The organism is Polyangium sp. y55x31, from assembly GCF_029946505.1.
In the GTDB taxonomy this organism is placed as follows: domain Bacteria; phylum Myxococcota_A; class Polyangia; order Polyangiales; family Polyangiaceae; genus Polyangium.
The window spans coordinates 94,570-110,030 of the sequence record NZ_JARZHG010000024.1; the positions used below are offsets into that span (position 1 = coordinate 94,570).

12 protein-coding genes and 2 tRNA genes are annotated in these 15,461 nt (G+C 70.1%); 10 read left to right on the plus strand and 4 right to left on the minus strand.

Annotated features, from left to right (window positions below; genetic code table 11):
* Window positions 1-78: 78 nt before the first annotated feature.
* From QHF84_RS32630 to QHF84_RS32675, 10 genes are all read left to right on the plus strand, one after another.
* Window positions 79-1,044 (plus strand): SUMF1/EgtB/PvdO family nonheme iron enzyme, encoded by a 966-nt coding sequence (locus QHF84_RS32630; protein WP_281317400.1) that lies wholly within the window; start codon window positions 79-81, stop codon window positions 1,042-1,044.
* Window positions 1,041-2,051 (plus strand): SUMF1/EgtB/PvdO family nonheme iron enzyme, encoded by a 1,011-nt coding sequence (locus tag QHF84_RS32635; protein WP_281317401.1) that lies wholly within the window; start codon window positions 1,041-1,043, stop codon window positions 2,049-2,051. The genes QHF84_RS32630 and QHF84_RS32635 overlap by 4 nt, the downstream gene beginning before the upstream one ends.
* 166 nt (window positions 2,052-2,217) lie before the next feature.
* A tRNA-Ile gene (locus QHF84_RS32640) sits at window positions 2,218-2,291 on the plus strand.
* 29 nt (window positions 2,292-2,320) lie between these two features.
* Complete coding sequence (locus QHF84_RS32645; RefSeq protein WP_281317402.1) at window positions 2,321-3,091, plus strand: C4-type zinc ribbon domain-containing protein; 771 nt, start codon at window positions 2,321-2,323, stop codon at window positions 3,089-3,091.
* Between the two features lie 39 nt (window positions 3,092-3,130).
* Window positions 3,131-4,375: a serine/threonine-protein kinase gene (locus tag QHF84_RS32650; RefSeq protein ID WP_281317403.1), complete on the plus strand. Its 1,245-nt coding sequence runs from the start codon at window positions 3,131-3,133 to the stop codon at window positions 4,373-4,375.
* Between the two features lie 116 nt (window positions 4,376-4,491).
* The gene (locus tag QHF84_RS32655) at window positions 4,492-4,998 is read left to right on the plus strand and encodes a hypothetical protein (protein ID WP_281317404.1); all 507 of its coding nucleotides are present in this window, start codon (window positions 4,492-4,494) and stop codon (window positions 4,996-4,998) included.
* A 21-nt stretch (window positions 4,999-5,019) separates the two neighbouring features.
* Window positions 5,020-7,374 carry a serine protein kinase PrkA gene (locus QHF84_RS32660; RefSeq protein ID WP_281317405.1) on the plus strand — a complete coding sequence of 785 codons (2,355 nt, stop codon included), beginning with the start codon at window positions 5,020-5,022 and terminating at the stop codon, window positions 7,372-7,374.
* 25 nt (window positions 7,375-7,399) lie between these two features.
* Complete coding sequence (locus QHF84_RS32665; RefSeq protein ID WP_281317406.1) at window positions 7,400-8,173, plus strand: TatD family hydrolase; 774 nt, start codon at window positions 7,400-7,402, stop codon at window positions 8,171-8,173.
* Window positions 8,174-8,212: 39 nt separating this feature from the next.
* Window positions 8,213-9,535 (plus strand): energy transducer TonB, encoded by a 1,323-nt coding sequence (locus tag QHF84_RS32670; protein WP_281317407.1) that lies wholly within the window; start codon window positions 8,213-8,215, stop codon window positions 9,533-9,535.
* 189 nt (window positions 9,536-9,724) lie between these two features.
* A tRNA-Met gene (locus QHF84_RS32675) sits at window positions 9,725-9,801 on the plus strand.
* Between the two features lie 857 nt (window positions 9,802-10,658).
* Here the strand turns inward: QHF84_RS32675 and QHF84_RS32680 are convergent.
* The 4 genes from QHF84_RS32680 to murJ form a co-directional block, all read right to left on the minus strand.
* Window positions 10,659-12,248, minus strand: a complete 1,590-nt coding sequence (locus QHF84_RS32680) for a L,D-transpeptidase (RefSeq protein ID WP_281317408.1) — start codon at window positions 12,246-12,248, stop codon at window positions 10,659-10,661.
* A gap of 434 nt (window positions 12,249-12,682) precedes the next feature.
* The gene (locus tag QHF84_RS32685) at window positions 12,683-13,105 is read right to left on the minus strand and encodes a DUF2231 domain-containing protein (RefSeq protein ID WP_281317409.1); all 423 of its coding nucleotides are present in this window, start codon (window positions 13,103-13,105) and stop codon (window positions 12,683-12,685) included.
* A gap of 143 nt (window positions 13,106-13,248) precedes the next feature.
* Window positions 13,249-13,833, minus strand: coding sequence for a dual specificity protein phosphatase family protein (locus QHF84_RS32690; protein WP_281317410.1), 585 nt, complete (start codon window positions 13,831-13,833; stop codon window positions 13,249-13,251).
* A gap of 19 nt (window positions 13,834-13,852) precedes the next feature.
* Complete coding sequence (gene murJ, locus QHF84_RS32695; protein WP_281317411.1) at window positions 13,853-15,457, minus strand: murein biosynthesis integral membrane protein MurJ; 1,605 nt, start codon at window positions 15,455-15,457, stop codon at window positions 13,853-13,855.
* Window positions 15,458-15,461 lie beyond the last annotated feature (4 nt).

A 15,461-nucleotide genomic window follows, 5' to 3' on the forward strand; every position in this document is an offset into this window, starting at 1 on the left:
CGCCCGAAATTTTTCCCCCTCGCGGTTCCTCGGTTCTACTTGCATGACGGGCAGCGATCGAGAAGCCCTGCAGAGCTCGTGGGTACGACGACGAGGAGCGTGATCATCTCGGTGGGCGTCGGCGTCGTGGTCGGCGGTCTTGCTTTGGTCGCGCGCACCTCGGCCGTGTCGTTCCGCTCGGCACCGCGTGCCGCATCCGAGCCCGCGGCGCCGTTGCCCGAAGCTCCATCCCCCCGCGCGCCCGAAGCGCCCGCAGAACCCGCGGCGCCCGCGTTCACGCCGGCCGATCGTTTCTCCGCCGATCCGGCCGTGCGCGCCGCTTGCCCGTCCGACATGGCGCTCGTCGAGGGCGACTTCTGCCCGAAGCTCGAGTACCGGTGTGCCCGTCGATCGAGCGAGCTCGGCCATGGCTGCGCCGAGTACGTCCGCGGGGTGCCGTGCCGCGGCGAGCCCGATCCACGCCGGTACTGCATCGATCGTCACGAGTGGCCGAACCGCGTCGGCGAGAGCCCGCGCGTCTACGTGAATTGGTTCGAGGCCAAAGAACTTTGCCAGTCCGTGGGCAAACGGCTGTGCCGCCGCTCCGAGTGGACCCTCGCCTGCGAGGGACCGAAACGTTTGCCGTACCCGTGGGGCTTCGTGCGCCAGCCGAGCCCGTGCAACGTCGATCGCGCCGCCATCCCCTTCGACGTGAACGCGATCATCGACGAGCGCACGCGCGAGGCCGAGATCGCGCGGCTCTGGCAGGCCGATCCGATCGGCTCGCACCCGGCGTGCATGAGCGCGTTCGGCGCGTACGACATGTCCGGCAACGTCGACGAGTGGACGGACAACCTCGCCGACGATCCCGAGACGAACCAGCCCTCGACGCTGAACGGCGGCTACTGGGGCCCGGTGCGCAACACCTGTCGGCTCTCGACGAAGACGCACGGCCCGAAGTTCGCGTTTTACCAGGTGGGCTTCCGCTGCTGCGCGGACACGATCGACGGCGTGGAGGTTCCGCCGCCGAAGCCGTGGATCGATCGCGAGCGTGAGGACGAGTGAAGCCTCGCGAGGTGGTCGTGTTTCCGCTCGTGCTCGCGGGATCGCTCGGGCTCGCGGCGCTGCTCCTCTCGCCGCGCGCGGCCGAGCGACGTGATGCGCAGGCGTCTGCCTCCGCGCCTGCCTCGATCGAAGCGCCTCCGCCACCTCCGCCTCCGCCCGCGCCTTTGCCGAAGGAAAAACCGCCGCCGCCTTCGTACGTGCAAGTGAGCCCGGAGAGCGCGACGGCGTGTGGACCGGGCATGGTCCTCGTCGACGGCATCTACTGCCCGTTCGTCGGGCATCGATGCTTGAAGTATCGCGAGGACGTGAAGGACGTGTGCGAGCGCTTCGGCCCCGAGGTCCTCTGCGAAGGCAGGCTCGAGCGCCGGCGCTACTGCATCGACGTCTACGAGTACCCCAACATGGAAGGGGTCAAGCCCGCGGTCATGGCCGACTGGAACGAGGCGCGGCGCGCCTGCGAGGTCGAGGGCAAGCGCCTCTGCACGGTCGAGGAGTGGGAGTTCGCCTGCGAGGGCCCGGGCATGTGGCCCTACCCGTACGGCGCCGACCGCGACGCCGAGGCCTGCAACATCGACCGGCCCGTCGAGCCACCGGATTTTGATGCCTTCTCGGATCCCCTGCGCGTCTCTGACGAGGTCGACAGGCTCGATCGCCGCGTCGCGTCGGGCGAGATGCACCGCTGCGTCAGCCCCTTCGGCGTGCACGACATGACGGGCAACGTCGACGAGTGGGTCGACAACACCCAGGGCAAGCGCCTCGAAGCGCCGTACCGCTCCTCCTTGAAGGGCGGCTACTGGGGGCCGATCCGCGCGCGTTGCCGGCCGATCACCTCGACCCACAACGAGTGGTTCAGCTTCTACCAGGTGGGCTTCCGGTGCTGCGCCGACCCGAAGGACGGGGGGCGGGCGGGCCCTGCGCCCGTGGGCAAGCGGCCGAGGCTCGGCCGGATGAACCTTCCGCCACGGAACGTCCCCGAGCGTTCCAAGCCTGCGCCGGAAAGTCCTTGAAAGTTCGATGCTTCGAGGTTTGGTCCGGCCGGGCGCGTGAGGGGCCCGCACGGCTCTTTCTGGGGAGCAAGCCCAAAGTGCACGATGGTGTGGACCTCCCCTTCCAACGGCCTCGATGTTGGACTAGCTTGTCCCCCGGGTCGCCCCAGGGCGATCCGGCGAACACGGGCCCATAGCTCAATCGGTCAGAGCCCCCGGCTCATAACCGGGCTGTTCCTGGTTCGAGTCCAGGTGGGCCTATCCCTTTTCGCAAGGAGCAGAGCATCCACGTGAGTATCCGCGACCAGATCGCACCCCTCGAAGAGCTCGCGACCATCGACGACGATCTGCGGAGGCTCGAAGAGCAGATCGGCAAGCAGCGGGGGAGCCTGGAGGGGATGCGGGCGGAGGCGAAGGTTCTCGAGGAGCGCCTCCGGGCGGACCGAGAGATGCTCTCGCAGATGGAGAAGACGCGGAGCGAGCTCAGCGTCGAGCTGCGACAGATGACGCAGCAGATCGAGCGATCGCGCGAGAAGCTCGCGCGATCGAGGAACGAGCGCGAGAGCAACGCCGCGCAGCGCGAGATCGAGGAGCTGCGCAAGCTGCACCGCGATCGCGAGGAAGAGATCGAGCGCCTGAACACCGCGACCGAGGCGGCGAAGAAGTCGATCGACGCAACGGACGCCAAGTACAAGAACCTCACGCAGCAGATCGAGGGCACGGCGGAGGGCACGACGCGGCAGCTCGACGACGCCGAGTCGCAACGCGCGGTGCGTGTGAAGGAGCGCGAGCTCGCGGTGAAGAAGCTGCCGACGACGCTCTACCGTCGGTACGAATCCGTGCGCACGCGGCGTCCGCATCCGATCGCGGCCACGCATGACGGCACCTGCCTCGGCTGCCACCTGACGATCCCGCCGATGATGTTCCAGAAGATGCTGCGGCAGGCCGAGTTCGAGCAGTGCCCGCACTGCCGACGCATCCTCTACTACACGCCCGCGCCGGTGAGAGCGCCGGAGGGCGACGCCGCCGTCGAGGGCAGCTCGACGTCGTCACGCGCCTGATCCTCCGATTCGTCGGTCTCGTCCGATCCTTCGCGGCGCGTGAAAGCCTGCACCACCTGCCATCGCCTCTACGAAGACGACGCGGACTTCTGCCCGCTCGAAGGGCAGAAGCTCGCGGGGACCGACGAGGTCTCACCGAAGCCGGATCCCAGTGATCCGCGCGTCGGCGGCGCGGTGTGCGGCGGGCGCTACCAGATCTATCGCGTCATCGCCGAGGGCGGCATGGGCCGCGTGTACCAGGCGCTCGACCGCGAGGAGAAGCGCTCGGTCGCGCTGAAGATCCTGCACGAGGAGGTCGCGCAGGATCCGGTGGCGATCGAGCGGTTCAAGCGTGAGTTCGAGGTGAGCGCGGTCCTTCCGCACGAGCACGTCGTGCGTGTGCACGCGTTCGAGCACGACGCCGAGAACAACTACGTGATCGTGATGGAGTACCTTGAAGGCGAGGAGCTCCGCGTGCTCATGCGGCGCGAAAAGGTGCTGCCGCCCGAGCGCGTCGTGCGGTTCGTCTCGCAGGTCGCGCTCGGCCTCGAAGGCGCGCACGAGCGCAAGATCGTCCACCGCGATCTCAAGCCCGACAACGTCTTCCTCTGCGCCGGCGACGAGGTGAAGCTCCTCGACTTCGGCAGCGTCCGCGACAACTCCGTGGGCGCGAAGAAGATCACCGCGGTCGGCACGACGATCGGCTCGCCGTTCTACATGTCGCCCGAGCAAGCGCAGGGGCTCGCCTCGCTCGATCATCGCGCCGACGTCTGGTCGCTCGCGGCGATCACGTACGAGTGCCTCACGGGCAAGGTCCCGTACGAGGGCAAATCCGGCCCGCAGATCCTGCTCAGCATCATGACGCGCCCGCATCGTCCGCCGAGCGAAGTGGGCCGCGCGCACGGCGTCCCGCGCTCGCTCGACGCGGTGATGGATCACGCGTTCGCGAAGGAGCCCGGCGAGCGCATCCCCACGGTCGGCGCGCTCGCGGATCGGATCGGCCACGCGTACGGGCTCGACGGCAGCCACGTGGCGTGGGCGCGCATGACGCAGGCCGAGCTCGGCGAGCGCATCCGCGCGGGTTTGCCCGGCGTGCTCGCGCGGCTCGAAGAGGAGCAGGGCGCGGCCGGGGACTTGAGCGCGATGGATGCCGCCTTCGCGGGCGCGGGCGCGGCTGCGGGGCAAGGCGTGTTCCCGGAGGACGACGCCGCCGCCATCCCGACCACACGACCACGCTGGCTTTTTCTCGCCATCGTGTTCGTCGTGCTCGCCGCCTTGGTGATCGTGGCGTTCGGCGCGCGCTGAACACCGGGCTCGTGCATGGCTTGGGCGGTCCTTCCGTCGAACCCGTGCTGCTCACGCCCTTTCGTCGACCCACCGCCCGTGGTCAGGAGCAAACCGCCGTGGTATTCCGAGCCCTCATGAAGAAGCCTTCGATGCGCCGCCCTGTCTCCACCCTCGCGTGCCTCGTGGCCCTCTCGGGCCTGACGTTCGTGCTGGCCTCCGGATGTGGCCGGAGCGAAGCCGCCACGCAGCGCGGCGACGAGAAGACCGTCGTCGCGAAGGGCCCCAAGGCCGAGAGCGATTCGTACGCGGTCGAAATGAAGGCGACCGGCCCGTACGCGGCGGGCAAGGAAGGGACGCTCGAGATCTCGATCGTGCCGAAGGGCGCGTATCACATGAACGATCAGTACCCGTACAAGTTCAAGCTCGTCGATCCCGCGCCCGAGGGCCTCACGTATCCGAAGCCCGTGCTCAAGCGCGAGGACGGGACGTTCGACGAGAAGAAGGGATCGTTCAAGGTGCCGTTCGTGGCGTCCCGGGCGGGCAAAGCGAAGATCGCCGGCACGCTCTCGATGAGCGTGTGCAGCGCGGCGAACTGCTTGATGGAGAAGCTGGACCTCGAGGTCGACGTCGACGTGAAGTGAGCCGGGGGCTAAACTCCCGGGGTGAAAGAGTCCGACGCCCGGGCAAGCCGACGGTCCGAGCTCGCGCTGGCCGAGCTTTCCAACCTGGTCACCTCGATGCAGCGTCGCTTCCAGACGGGGCGGCGCTTGCTCTCTTTCCAGGAGTACCTGGAGCTCTTCGCGTCTGATCCCGCGCGCCACGGGCGTGATGCCGCCCGGTATGTGCGCGACATGTTCGACCACTTCGGGACGTACCCGGTCAAGCGCCCGTGGGGCGAGTGCACGCGGTACCGCCTCTTCGATCTGCCCTGGGAACCGGAGCCGCTCCGGGCGTCGTCCGTGAATGGACGGCGGGCCCCGTACCACGGCCGCGACGCGGCGCTCATCGGACACGAGGAGCTGCAGGGCGAGATCTACCGCGCGCTCTCGAACTTCGTGCAGGAGGGCCGCGCGAATCGGCTCGTCCTGATGCACGGCCCGAACGGCTCGGCCAAGAGCACGATCGCCGGCTGCGTCCTGCGCGCGCTCGAGCATTACTCGACGCTCGACGAGGGCGCGCTCTACCGGTTTCACTGGGTGTTCCCGAGCCGCAAGACGACACGCGGCGCGATCGGGTTCGGCGGCGAAGGGGCCGCGGCACCGATCGGCGGGAGCTTCGCGCATCTCGAGGACACGCAGATCGACGCGCGCCTCGTGAGCGAGCTCCGGGATCATCCGCTCTTCTTGCTGCCGGTGCCGGAGCGGCGCGAGCTCTTGAAGAAGCTCTACGACGAAGCCGGCATCGCCGACGCGCCGCCCGATTGGCTCATGAGCGGCAAGCTCTCGCACAAGAACCAGCAGATCATGGAGGCGCTGCTCGTCTCGTACGAGGGCTCGCTCGCCGATGTGTTGCGACACGTCCAGGTCGAGCGCTGGTTCATCTCGCGACGGTACCGCACGGGCGCGGTCACCATCGGTCCCGAGCTCAGCGTCGACGCGGGCGAACGGCAGATCACGGCCGATCGTTCGCTCGCCGCGCTGCCCACGGCGCTCCAGGCGCGGACGCTCTTCGAGGCGCATGGCGATCTCGTCGAGGCCTCGGGCGGCGTGCTCGAGTTCAGCGATCTCCTGAAGAGGCCACTCGATGCGTTCCGCTACCTGCAGCTCACGCTCGAAACCGGGGAGGTGAGCCTGCCGCAGCAGACGATCCAGACGAACGTGGTCATGATCGGCAGCGCGAACGACGTTCATCTGAACGCCTTCCGCGAGCACCCCGAGTTCCCGAGCTTCCGCGGTCGCTTCGAGTTGCTCCGCGCGCCCTACCTCAGGAGCTACCTCGACGAGCAGCGCATCTACGACGCGCAGATCGCGCCGTTCGTCACGCGGCACGTCGCGCCGCACGCGACACGCGTGGCCGCGCAGTTCGCCGTGCTCACGCGCATGCGGCAGCCCGAGGCGAAGCGTTATCCCGAGGCGCTCGCGCCGATCGTCTCGTCGTTGACGGCCGCCGAGAAGATGGAAGCGTACGCGACGGGAACGCCGCCGGAGCGGCTCGACGGCGACTCGCAGAAGCTCCTCCGCGCGAACATCCGCGCGCTCTATCAGGAGACGGACGCCACCGTCGACTTCGAGGGACGTTCGGGCGTCTCGCCGCGCGAGATCCGCTCGTTGCTCCTCGATGCAGCGCAGAGCCGGGATCACGGCTGCCTGTCGCCGTTCTCCGTGCTCACGGAGCTCGACGAGCTCTGCAAGCGGACCTCGGAGTACGACTGGCTCAAAGAGCGCGCCCTCGCGGGCGGCTACCATGATCACAAGCTCTTCCGCGACGTCGTGCGCGCGCGGCTGCTCGACACGCTCGAAGAGGAGATGCGCTCGGCGAGCGGGCTCGTCGACGAGACGCGGTACGGTGAGCTCTTCGACCGGTACGTGCAGCACGTCGGCGCGTGGGTGAAGGGCGAGAAGATCAGAAACCCGCACACCGGCGACTTCGAAGGCGCCGACGAGCGCATGATGCGCGAGATCGAGGGCCTGCTCGGCGTGCGCGGCAAGCACGACGATCACCGCCGCGGGCTCATCGCGATGATCGCGGCATGGGCGATCGATCACCCCGGCGAGAAGGTCGTCAACGCCGTCGTCTTCCCGCAGCAGATCCGCAAGCTGCGCGAGGCCGTGTTCACGGAGCGTCGCAAGGCCGTGGCGCTGCTCTGCCGGGATCTCGTGGCCATGCTGCGCGATCGGGCGAACCACGCGGCCCAGGGCGTGCGCGACGAGCCCCTCGTCGGCGGCCTGCGCGACGAGCAACGCAAGAACGCGCTCGCCGCGCTCGATCGGCTGAAGGCGATGGGGTATTGCGAGAGCTGCGCCCTCGACGCGGGCAGCGCGCTCCTCCGCGCGCGGTTCGCCGAGCTCGTCACCTGACGAGCATGTCGTTGGTCCACGAACGATGTTGATCGACACCCACTGCCACCTCGATCCCAACTACTTTCCTGAAGGTGAAGACGCCGTCCTCGAGCGAGCGCGCGGGGCCGGCGTCGAGGCGTTCGTCGTGATCGGGGTCGGCGAGGACCTCGGCCCGGCGCGCTTCGCCGCGGGGCTTGCCGCGCGTCGTCCCGACGTGTGGGCCTCCGTCGGCCTGCACCCGCACGACGCGCGTGTCCTCGACGGTCCCATGGAAGACGAGCTCGAGCGACTCGCCCGCGAGCCGCGTGTCCGCGCCGTGGGCGAGATCGGGCTCGACTACCACTACATGCACTCGCCACGTGAGGCGCAGAAGGAGGTCTTCCGGCGCATGATCGCGCTCGCGCGGCGCGTCCAGAAGCCCATCGTCGTGCACACGCGCGAGGCGGCCGAGGACACGATCGCCGTGCTCGAAGAGGAAGGCGCGCGTGAGGTCGGCGGCATCATCCACTGCTTCTCCGAGGATCGGCCCTTCGCCGAGCGAGCGCTCGCGCTCGGCTTCGATCTCTCGTTCTCGGGGATCGTGACGTTCAAGAACGCGCGCGCCATCCACGAGGTCGCCGCGTGGGCGCCGCCCGATCGGATCCTCGTCGAGACGGACAGCCCGTACCTCGCGCCCATCCCGCTGCGCGGCAAGCGCTGCGAGCCCGCGTATGTGGTGCACACGGCGCGGCGCGTCGCGGAGCTGCGCGGCGAGAGCTTCGACGCGCTCGCGGCGCGCACGACGGAGAACGCGCGCCGGCGCTTCGGCCTCGCCTGAAGAGCACACAAGGGCGCGGAGACGAGGCATACTGGAGGCGTGCGGGGCGAAGGCGGACGCAGGCTCGTCTCCGCGAGTTTTTTCTCGCTCGCGGTGCACCTCGCCCTGCTCGCGACCGGCGGCGCTCTGCTCGCGCGTGCCTCACGCGCGGAGCCGGGCATCGCGCTGCGAGGATTGCGCACGCCGCTCGGGGACGAGGTCGTCGAGATCGAGCTGCCCACGTTGAGCGAAGGATCGATCGCCGGCGAGCTCGTCGAGCTGCCCGCGGTCGCCGTTCCACGCGGGGGAGGGGAGGCCGAGCCGCGGCCCGATACGGGCACGAAAGGCCGCGGCGGTACGGATACCGCGGCGGCGCGCGCGACGAACCTCGCCGATCGGCAGGACGATCGCGCGCTCGTCACGGAAGTGCCATCGCGGCTCGATCGCACACAGGTGCAGCGCATCGACGCGGGCGAAGAACGCGCATCCCGCGAGGATCGACGCGCGAGCCGTGAGCCGATGGAGCTCACCTTCCTCGCGAGTGGTCGTTCCGGCAGTCGTCCCGAGCGACGCACGTACGCCGTGCACGATCCGTCCTCGGGCGGACTCCGCGCCGGCCGCGCCACGCGGCGTGGAGGCGCGCTCGGCGCGGCGGCGCTCCCGCCCGACGGCATCGAGGCGGCGCGGCCCGTGGGCGGCGCGGAGGAGGGCGTGGCGGCGCCTTCCGAGGGCATCGGCGCGCGTGACGGGGCGCCGGGCAAGGACGCGCGCGCGAGCGCCGAGGTGCCCCTCGCGCGGCCCTTCGTCACGGCGGGGACGCCGTCGGTGCCGGCGGATCGAGAAGGGAGACCTTCGGACAAGGTCGACAGCGAGCAAGAGGTCGCGCTCGCGCTCCAGTCGATCGTGCACGCGAGCACCGCCGGCGGCGCGCCGGGCGCCGGGATCGGTGGGCAGAACGGGCCCACGGCGCCGGGATCGGGCGGAAGCGCGGGCCGTGGCTCCGTCGCGGATCCGCTCGGCACGGGGCAGGGCGCGGGCCTCGACGCGAATGCGCTCGACAAGCGCCGCATGGACTACGTGCGTCGCGTGCTCGCGAAGATTCATCCGCTCTGGAAGGACGCGTTCCCGCGCTGGGCGATCGTGGAGGGGCGCGGCGGCACGGTCGTCGTTTCGTTCGTGATCCGCGCCGATGGCAGCGTCGCGAGCGCGCGCGTGGCGCGGCCGAGCGGCATCCCCGAGTTCGACGAGAACTGCCGGCAGGCGGTCCTGCGCGGCGCTCCCTTCGAGCCGCTCCCGCGTGAGCTCGGGCCGACGTTCGCCTGGTCGATGCCGTTCGTCGCGAAGAACCCCGCGGTGCGTCCCCCGGATCCCGAGCGCCCCTGACGCGCGGAAAAACGTAAAGCTTTCGGGACACTTCGCGAGGCGGACCGGCGGGCCGAAGGACAACGCCTCCGGCCTCCTCCTCACCGGCCGTCGCGTGGGTTTGCCCACGCCCTCGCGAGAAAGACCCCCGGGGACGGTTTGCCTGCTTGACAGGTCCGTCGTCCCTCGACATAGTGCGCGCCGCTTCCCGCCGAAGTAGCTCAGCCGGCTAGAGCAGGCGTTTCATACGCGCCGGGTCGGGGGTTCGACTCCCTCCTTCGGCACCAGTTTCAACCGCTCGACGACACGGGGGCCGCAGAGCTCCCGCGTCGAGCTTGACCCGCACCCGAGCGGGCGCCCGCAGCGCGGGTGCCGCTCGTGCGGGTCCGGCTTCCTGTCGCCGCCTTGCGCGTCGTCGAGGCGCTCTTTCGGGACGAACGCGCCGGAGCCGCCTTGGACGCCGTCGCGCGCTGTCCGGTGGCGCTGCGCGTCGCCTTCTTTGCGGCCGGGCGCTTCGAGGCGGCGGCCTTGCGCGTCGTCGCGCGACCGGCCGTTTCCGTTCGGGCTCCTGCCTTGGAGGTCGCCGCGCGCTTGCCGGCGCTCTTCGCCCTCTTCGTCGCGCCCTTCGCCACCTCGGAAGCCTTGCGCGTCGTTGTCGCTCCACGCTTGGCAGCGCCCTTCGCGCGCGTCGTCGTCGTCTTGGAAGCCATGGTTCGTCCCTCTGCCACCGCGGTCTCGAGGCGCGACCCGATCGTCGGACCACGCGTTTCCCCCGCCATCGCCTCTTTTGCTCGCGAAGGTCGCGGTGACGTGCGTGCTCGTCGGCAAGGGTCGTGCCGAGCCCTGCGAAGCACGCTCGCTCTCGCTCCGGCGCGTCGTGACGCACGTGGTTTCGCGCGGAGGAATGCGCGTTTCCGGCGGCTTGTTCGGGAGAATCGAGCCAAGCGGGGTGCTTCGTCGGGAGCGTCGCAAGGCCGCGCGGGGCGACGCGAGACGCGGCGCGGCGCGGACGCTCCGGTGTCACGGCCGGGGGCAATGACGATGGGCGTGGAGTCTGTGCGAGCAGGGAACGCACAGCCTGCTCGGTGGCCTGTCACGCTGCGGGACAGTCGCGCTCCGCTCGTCCGAGCGTGACCTCCGAGCGCTACGGCCGAACGACGACCATCGTCCCTTCGCCCATCGCGTCGGTCACACCGTGCCAACCCTCTGGCAGCTCGGGCCCGGTCCAGTGAAAGAGCCTGCGCGCGTCGACGGGCGAGAGCGCGACAGCATGGAAAGTCTGCGCCTCCCCGAGCCCATCACCCCAGTACGTGCCCGCGAGCGCGTAGCCCGGTTCGAACTCCATGACCCAGGGCGCGTCGGCGACGTCGAAGTCGCCGTGCACCTCGCGGCTGTCGAGCGGTCCAGTTACCAGTTTCTTTCGAACCCGGAACGTCCCGCGCGCCGTCGACGCGCTCTCGGCCGCTTCCTTCAGCACGTCGCGTCCCGACGAGATCAGCGTCGCGTAGACCGGCTTCTGCCCCTCGTAGGCCGTGAGCGTCTGGTTGGCCAGGCTCACGTCCAGCCACTTCTGGTCGCCCTTCGCGAAATCCGGGAACTTCGTCCGGCGGACGATCACCACGAGGTCCTGCGCGCGCAGCCAGTAACCCTCGCGCGACTGCTCGAAGCGCACGCCGTTCACCGTCCGGAACTTCCCGCTGAGCGGCACAGCCGTGCGCCGCTCGAGCTCCTCGTCCTCGATCGGCTCGGCCTCGCCCTTCTTGAGGTTCCACGCCGTCACGCCAGCCTTGTGCACGAAGGCCACGGGCAGCCCCATCTTCTCGACGTCGAGCCCGTGCCACGTCGTCCCGAGCGCAGGCTTGAGCCGGTCGATCGGCACCACCTGCCCGGACGGCGTGACGCCGAAGCGCCGGCCCTCGCCGGGATTCGGCGCGACGGAGGCGACGAACGACCCCGCAAGCGCGACGCCGCTGCCCTTGCGCAGCACGCCGCCCTTGAGGTCCGCCACGCGTGAAGCAAGCGGCGCGAGCGGCGCCACGGCCGGCGCCGGGAAAGCGAAGAACGAGCCCACCGTGCGTTTGCCCGCCGCATCCGCGCCATCGACGCCAGGCATCAGCACAGGCGGGCCTGCGGGCACGCCGCGCGGATCGAGGGGCACATCGTTCGCCGCCGCGCCGAGCACCTCCGCATCGAGGGAGCCACGCTTGTTGAGGTAGCGCTTGAGATCCGGCTCTTCCGTGGATTGCTCCCCCGGCATCGGCAGGCGCGTGTAGAGCGGCACGCCTTCGGTGCGAGCGCGGCCGTAGCGGTAGGGCAGGGGGCGCGCGAGATCCGGGCCGGGCGGCAACGCCGCAGCGAGGGACGGATCCGTCGTCGCAGCCTCACCCGCGCACACGAAGCCGCGTGGCCTCACGACATACCAGCCGCCCGGGCACTCCCTTCGCGTGAACGGCTCCGAGGAGCGTGCAATCGCAGCCCCTGCGCGGAGCTCCCCGAGCGGCCGGCCCTTCATCGAGGGCCGGTCGTACACCACAGTGCCGCTCTGCAGGACGATGAGCTTCGGGCCATCAACGGGCGGCGACGGCACCTCAGGCGGGGGCTCCTCCGTCGGCTCGCCCTTCGCAAGCGCAGGCGCGCCACCTCCCTTGCAGCCAAGAGGCGCGAGCGCGAGCACCGCGAGGAGCGGGAGCCCAAGGCGCGTAGTTCGGTTCGGGCCAGGGCGATCGTCTTGCATCGAGGCGACGCATGCCAAAGGTCGCGTCGATGGGCCAAGTCTCGCGCGAAGGAGGGTCGCCTGGGGCGTGGAGCCGGGGCGCTGCCCCGGACCCCGCGGGGGCTGTCCGCCCCTCGACCCGGACCAGGGCAAGCCCTGGACCGCTGGGCGACGACTGCGCGGAGCGCAGTCGTCGCGGGGGAAGTTTCTTGTAGCTGTCCGCCTCCCTTTGCAGGCCAAACCCTGGACTCGGGGCGGAAAAACTGCGCGATGCGCAGTTTTTCCGACGGGCCGGTGGCTGGCCAGCCCGTCGCCGGTCTTGCTTGCGGCTGTTCGATGAACTGCGCATCGCGCAGTTCATCGACCCCGAGTCCAGCGCTTGCGCTGGTCCGGGTGCAGGGGCGGACAGCCCCTGCTGGGGCCTGGGGCAAAGCCCCAGCGAGGCGCTCCCCTTCCTACCCGCGTTCGCGGGCTGCTTCGTCGCCGAGCCAACCGGCCAGCGTGGCGAGGCCGAGGGCCACGATGGAGAGTGCGACGCTTGCTGGTGGCGTTGGACCTTCGGGGTGGACGGCGCGCAGGACGAGGCTCACGGCGAAGGGGAGCAGTGCGCAGATCGAGAGCCAGAGGAACAGGAAGCTCAGGTCTCGCGCTCGGGATCCCGGGCGATACGTGTCGTGTACTCGGGCGAAATACATGGATGACAAGGAACCGCTGACGAGCCCTGCGGCGAGGTTTACGGCGGCTGCGACGCCCCAGACGTGTGCGCCTGAGAGCATCGCGACGACGTCGAAGCCGAGGGAGATCGCGAAGAAGACGAGCGGGAGCACGATGAGCAGCGTGTACACGTCACCGCGGCCGGCGTGCGCGATCGTTCTCATGAGGGCTCCAGGCGGGGGCGCTCGCGCCTCCTTTGGCCCTCGATTGGAAGGGGCGTGCCAGCGCTTGCTGCTTCGCGCTCTTCACGCCCTCGATCTCCGTGTTCCCTGGTCTACGCGTTCCTCGGACTACGCGTTCTCCGCGCTCACCGGCCCCTGCGTGTGGATACGTAGTCGTTCACGAAGCGGAGCTGCCCTTCGCGCATTGCGACACGCCTCCGCGCGCGGATCCAGGCGATGGCCTCCTCGACGCTCATCCCTCGATGCAGCGCCAGGTAACACACGACGAGCGCCACGCTCCGGCCCACCCCGCTCGCGCAGTGCACGTAGACCCGGTGCCCCGCCTTGATGTGCACGGTGAGGAACTCGATCGCGCGGTCGGCGTCTTCGGGGCTTGGCGCGTTCATGTCCCAGCAGGGGATCTGCAGATAGTCCATGCCTGCGGCGCGCAGCGTCCCGATCGGCTCCACGAGCTCGCTCGTCGCGTTCACCACGGCGCGCACGCCGAGCCGCTCGAGCTCGGCCACGTCGCTCGGCACGAGAAAGCCGCCGAGCAGGATCTCTGGTGTGATCCATGTCCGCCAGCCTCGATCCGGCGACAGCTCCACCAGGGTCCGGCGCGCGGCGAGAAAGACGTAGAAGGCGGCGCGGTAGGGGTGCAGCAGCGCGGGGTGCAGGGTCTTGCCGGGCGTCACCTCGCGTTCTTGATGCGTCCAGCGTCCCTCCGCCATCTGCCTCTGCGGGAGGATGTCAGCGCCGCGCTCGCCGGAGGAGCGAGCGCAGGTCGAAGAGACCGAGCAGCGGGCAGAGCACGAGGAATGCGGCGCCGAACGTACCGAGCGACAGCATCGCGCCGATCGTCGTCCCTGCGAGTGACGTGGGCAGAATGGAACGGACGAGGACACCTGCGCCCACGGAGAGCGCGCCGAGCAGCGCGATCCGCCCTGTGCGAATCGCCCCGAGCCCGAGCCCTCCGATCGCTCGGGACAGCCGGATTCCCATCGCGCACGTCTCCACCCAGCCTGCGATCACCGCGCCGAGCACCACGCCGAGCACGCCGAGCGGCTGCATCAAGACGAGCGCGAGCGCCGTGCTCACGACGACCCGCAGCACCGCGAACCTCGCCGGCGTGTGCGTGTCGCCGAGCGCGTACGCCGTCGTCGTCAGCACGCGCCCCGCGGCGTTCCCGAGCAGCGCGAACCCGTACGCTGCGAGGAGCGGTTTTACCCGCGCGGTTGCTTCTTGATCGAACGTCCCGGTCTGGAGCAAGAGCGCCACGAGGTCCCCGCCGAGCAGCACGAACACGAGCGTCGCCGGCACGGTCAGCACGGCGATACGCGCGAGCGACGCGCCGAGCCGCGCGCGCACCGCTGCGTTCCGCTTCGCCACGTCTGCCTCCGCCGTGTCGCGTGAAAACTCGGGCAACGCCGCCGCGGCCTCGCCTGTCCCGAGCACGCTCATCGGCAAGAGGTAGATCGTCTGCGCGTAGCCGAACGTCGCGTTCGCGCCCGTTCCCAGGAAGCTCACGAGCAGCGTGTCGACGAGCCCCGAGATCTGGATGATCCCGCGGCCCACGAGCGCGCCGGGCAGCCGCGCCGCCGCCTCCCGCACGTGTGGATCCTTCGCGTCGAAGCGCGGCGTGATCCCTCCGAGGAGCCTCCGCGCCGCCGGAAGCAGCACCACGAGCTGCAAGAACGCCCCCGCGAACGCGCCCCACGCGAGCGCCGTGGCGAGCGCGCCGCCTCGCTGCCCGAGGAACGTCCCCGCCACGACGAGCGCTGCGATCTGCGCCAGGCTCCACACCACGGGCGCCGCGTACGGCAAGAAGAAGCGCCGGTGCGCGTTCAGCACGCCGAGCCCCCACGCCGACAGCACGAGCAGGCCCGTCATCGGGAAGACGATGCGCACGATGATCGCCGTCCCCGCGAGCTTCTCCTCGTCGAACCCCGCCGCCACGAGCCACGACAGCCACGGCGCGAACAAGACGCCGAGCGCGGACGCCGCCGTCACCACCACGAGCAAGAGCCCGAGCGCCGACCGCGCGAACCGCGCCGCCTCCTCGCCTTTGCCTTCGCCGCGCAGCCGCGCGTAGAGCGGGATGAACGTCGCGGAGAGCGTCCCTTCGCCCATCAGGTTCTGCGTGATGTTCCCGACGCGGAACGCGGCCGCGATCATGTCCGCCCAGGCCGATGTCCCGAAGTAGTGGGCCATGACGCGCTGCCGCACGAGCCCCACGAGCCGCGACAGCACGATCCCCGCGGTCACGAGCGCCGCCGAGCGCGCGCCGCCTCCTGCCTTGGGAGGAGCTTCCTCGCGGCCTTTCGTCTCCGTCGCAGCCGGATCGACGCTCTGCACGGGC

Bases quoted from the DNA above. Each gene is read 5' to 3' on its own strand.
- QHF84_RS32655 (WP_281317404.1), top strand. From the start codon at position 4,492: ATGAAGAAGCCTTCGATGCGCCGCCCTGTCTCCACCCTCGCGTGCCTC.
- QHF84_RS32665 (WP_281317406.1), top strand. From the start codon at position 7,400: ATGTTGATCGACACCCACTGCCACCTCGATCCCAACTACTTTCCTGAA.
- QHF84_RS32680 (WP_281317408.1), bottom strand. From the start codon at position 12,248: ATGCAAGACGATCGCCCTGGCCCGAACCGAACTACGCGCCTTGGGCTC.
- QHF84_RS32685 (WP_281317409.1), bottom strand. From the start codon at position 13,105: ATGAGAACGATCGCGCACGCCGGCCGCGGTGACGTGTACACGCTGCTC.
- QHF84_RS32690 (WP_281317410.1), bottom strand. From the start codon at position 13,833: ATGGCGGAGGGACGCTGGACGCATCAAGAACGCGAGGTGACGCCCGGC.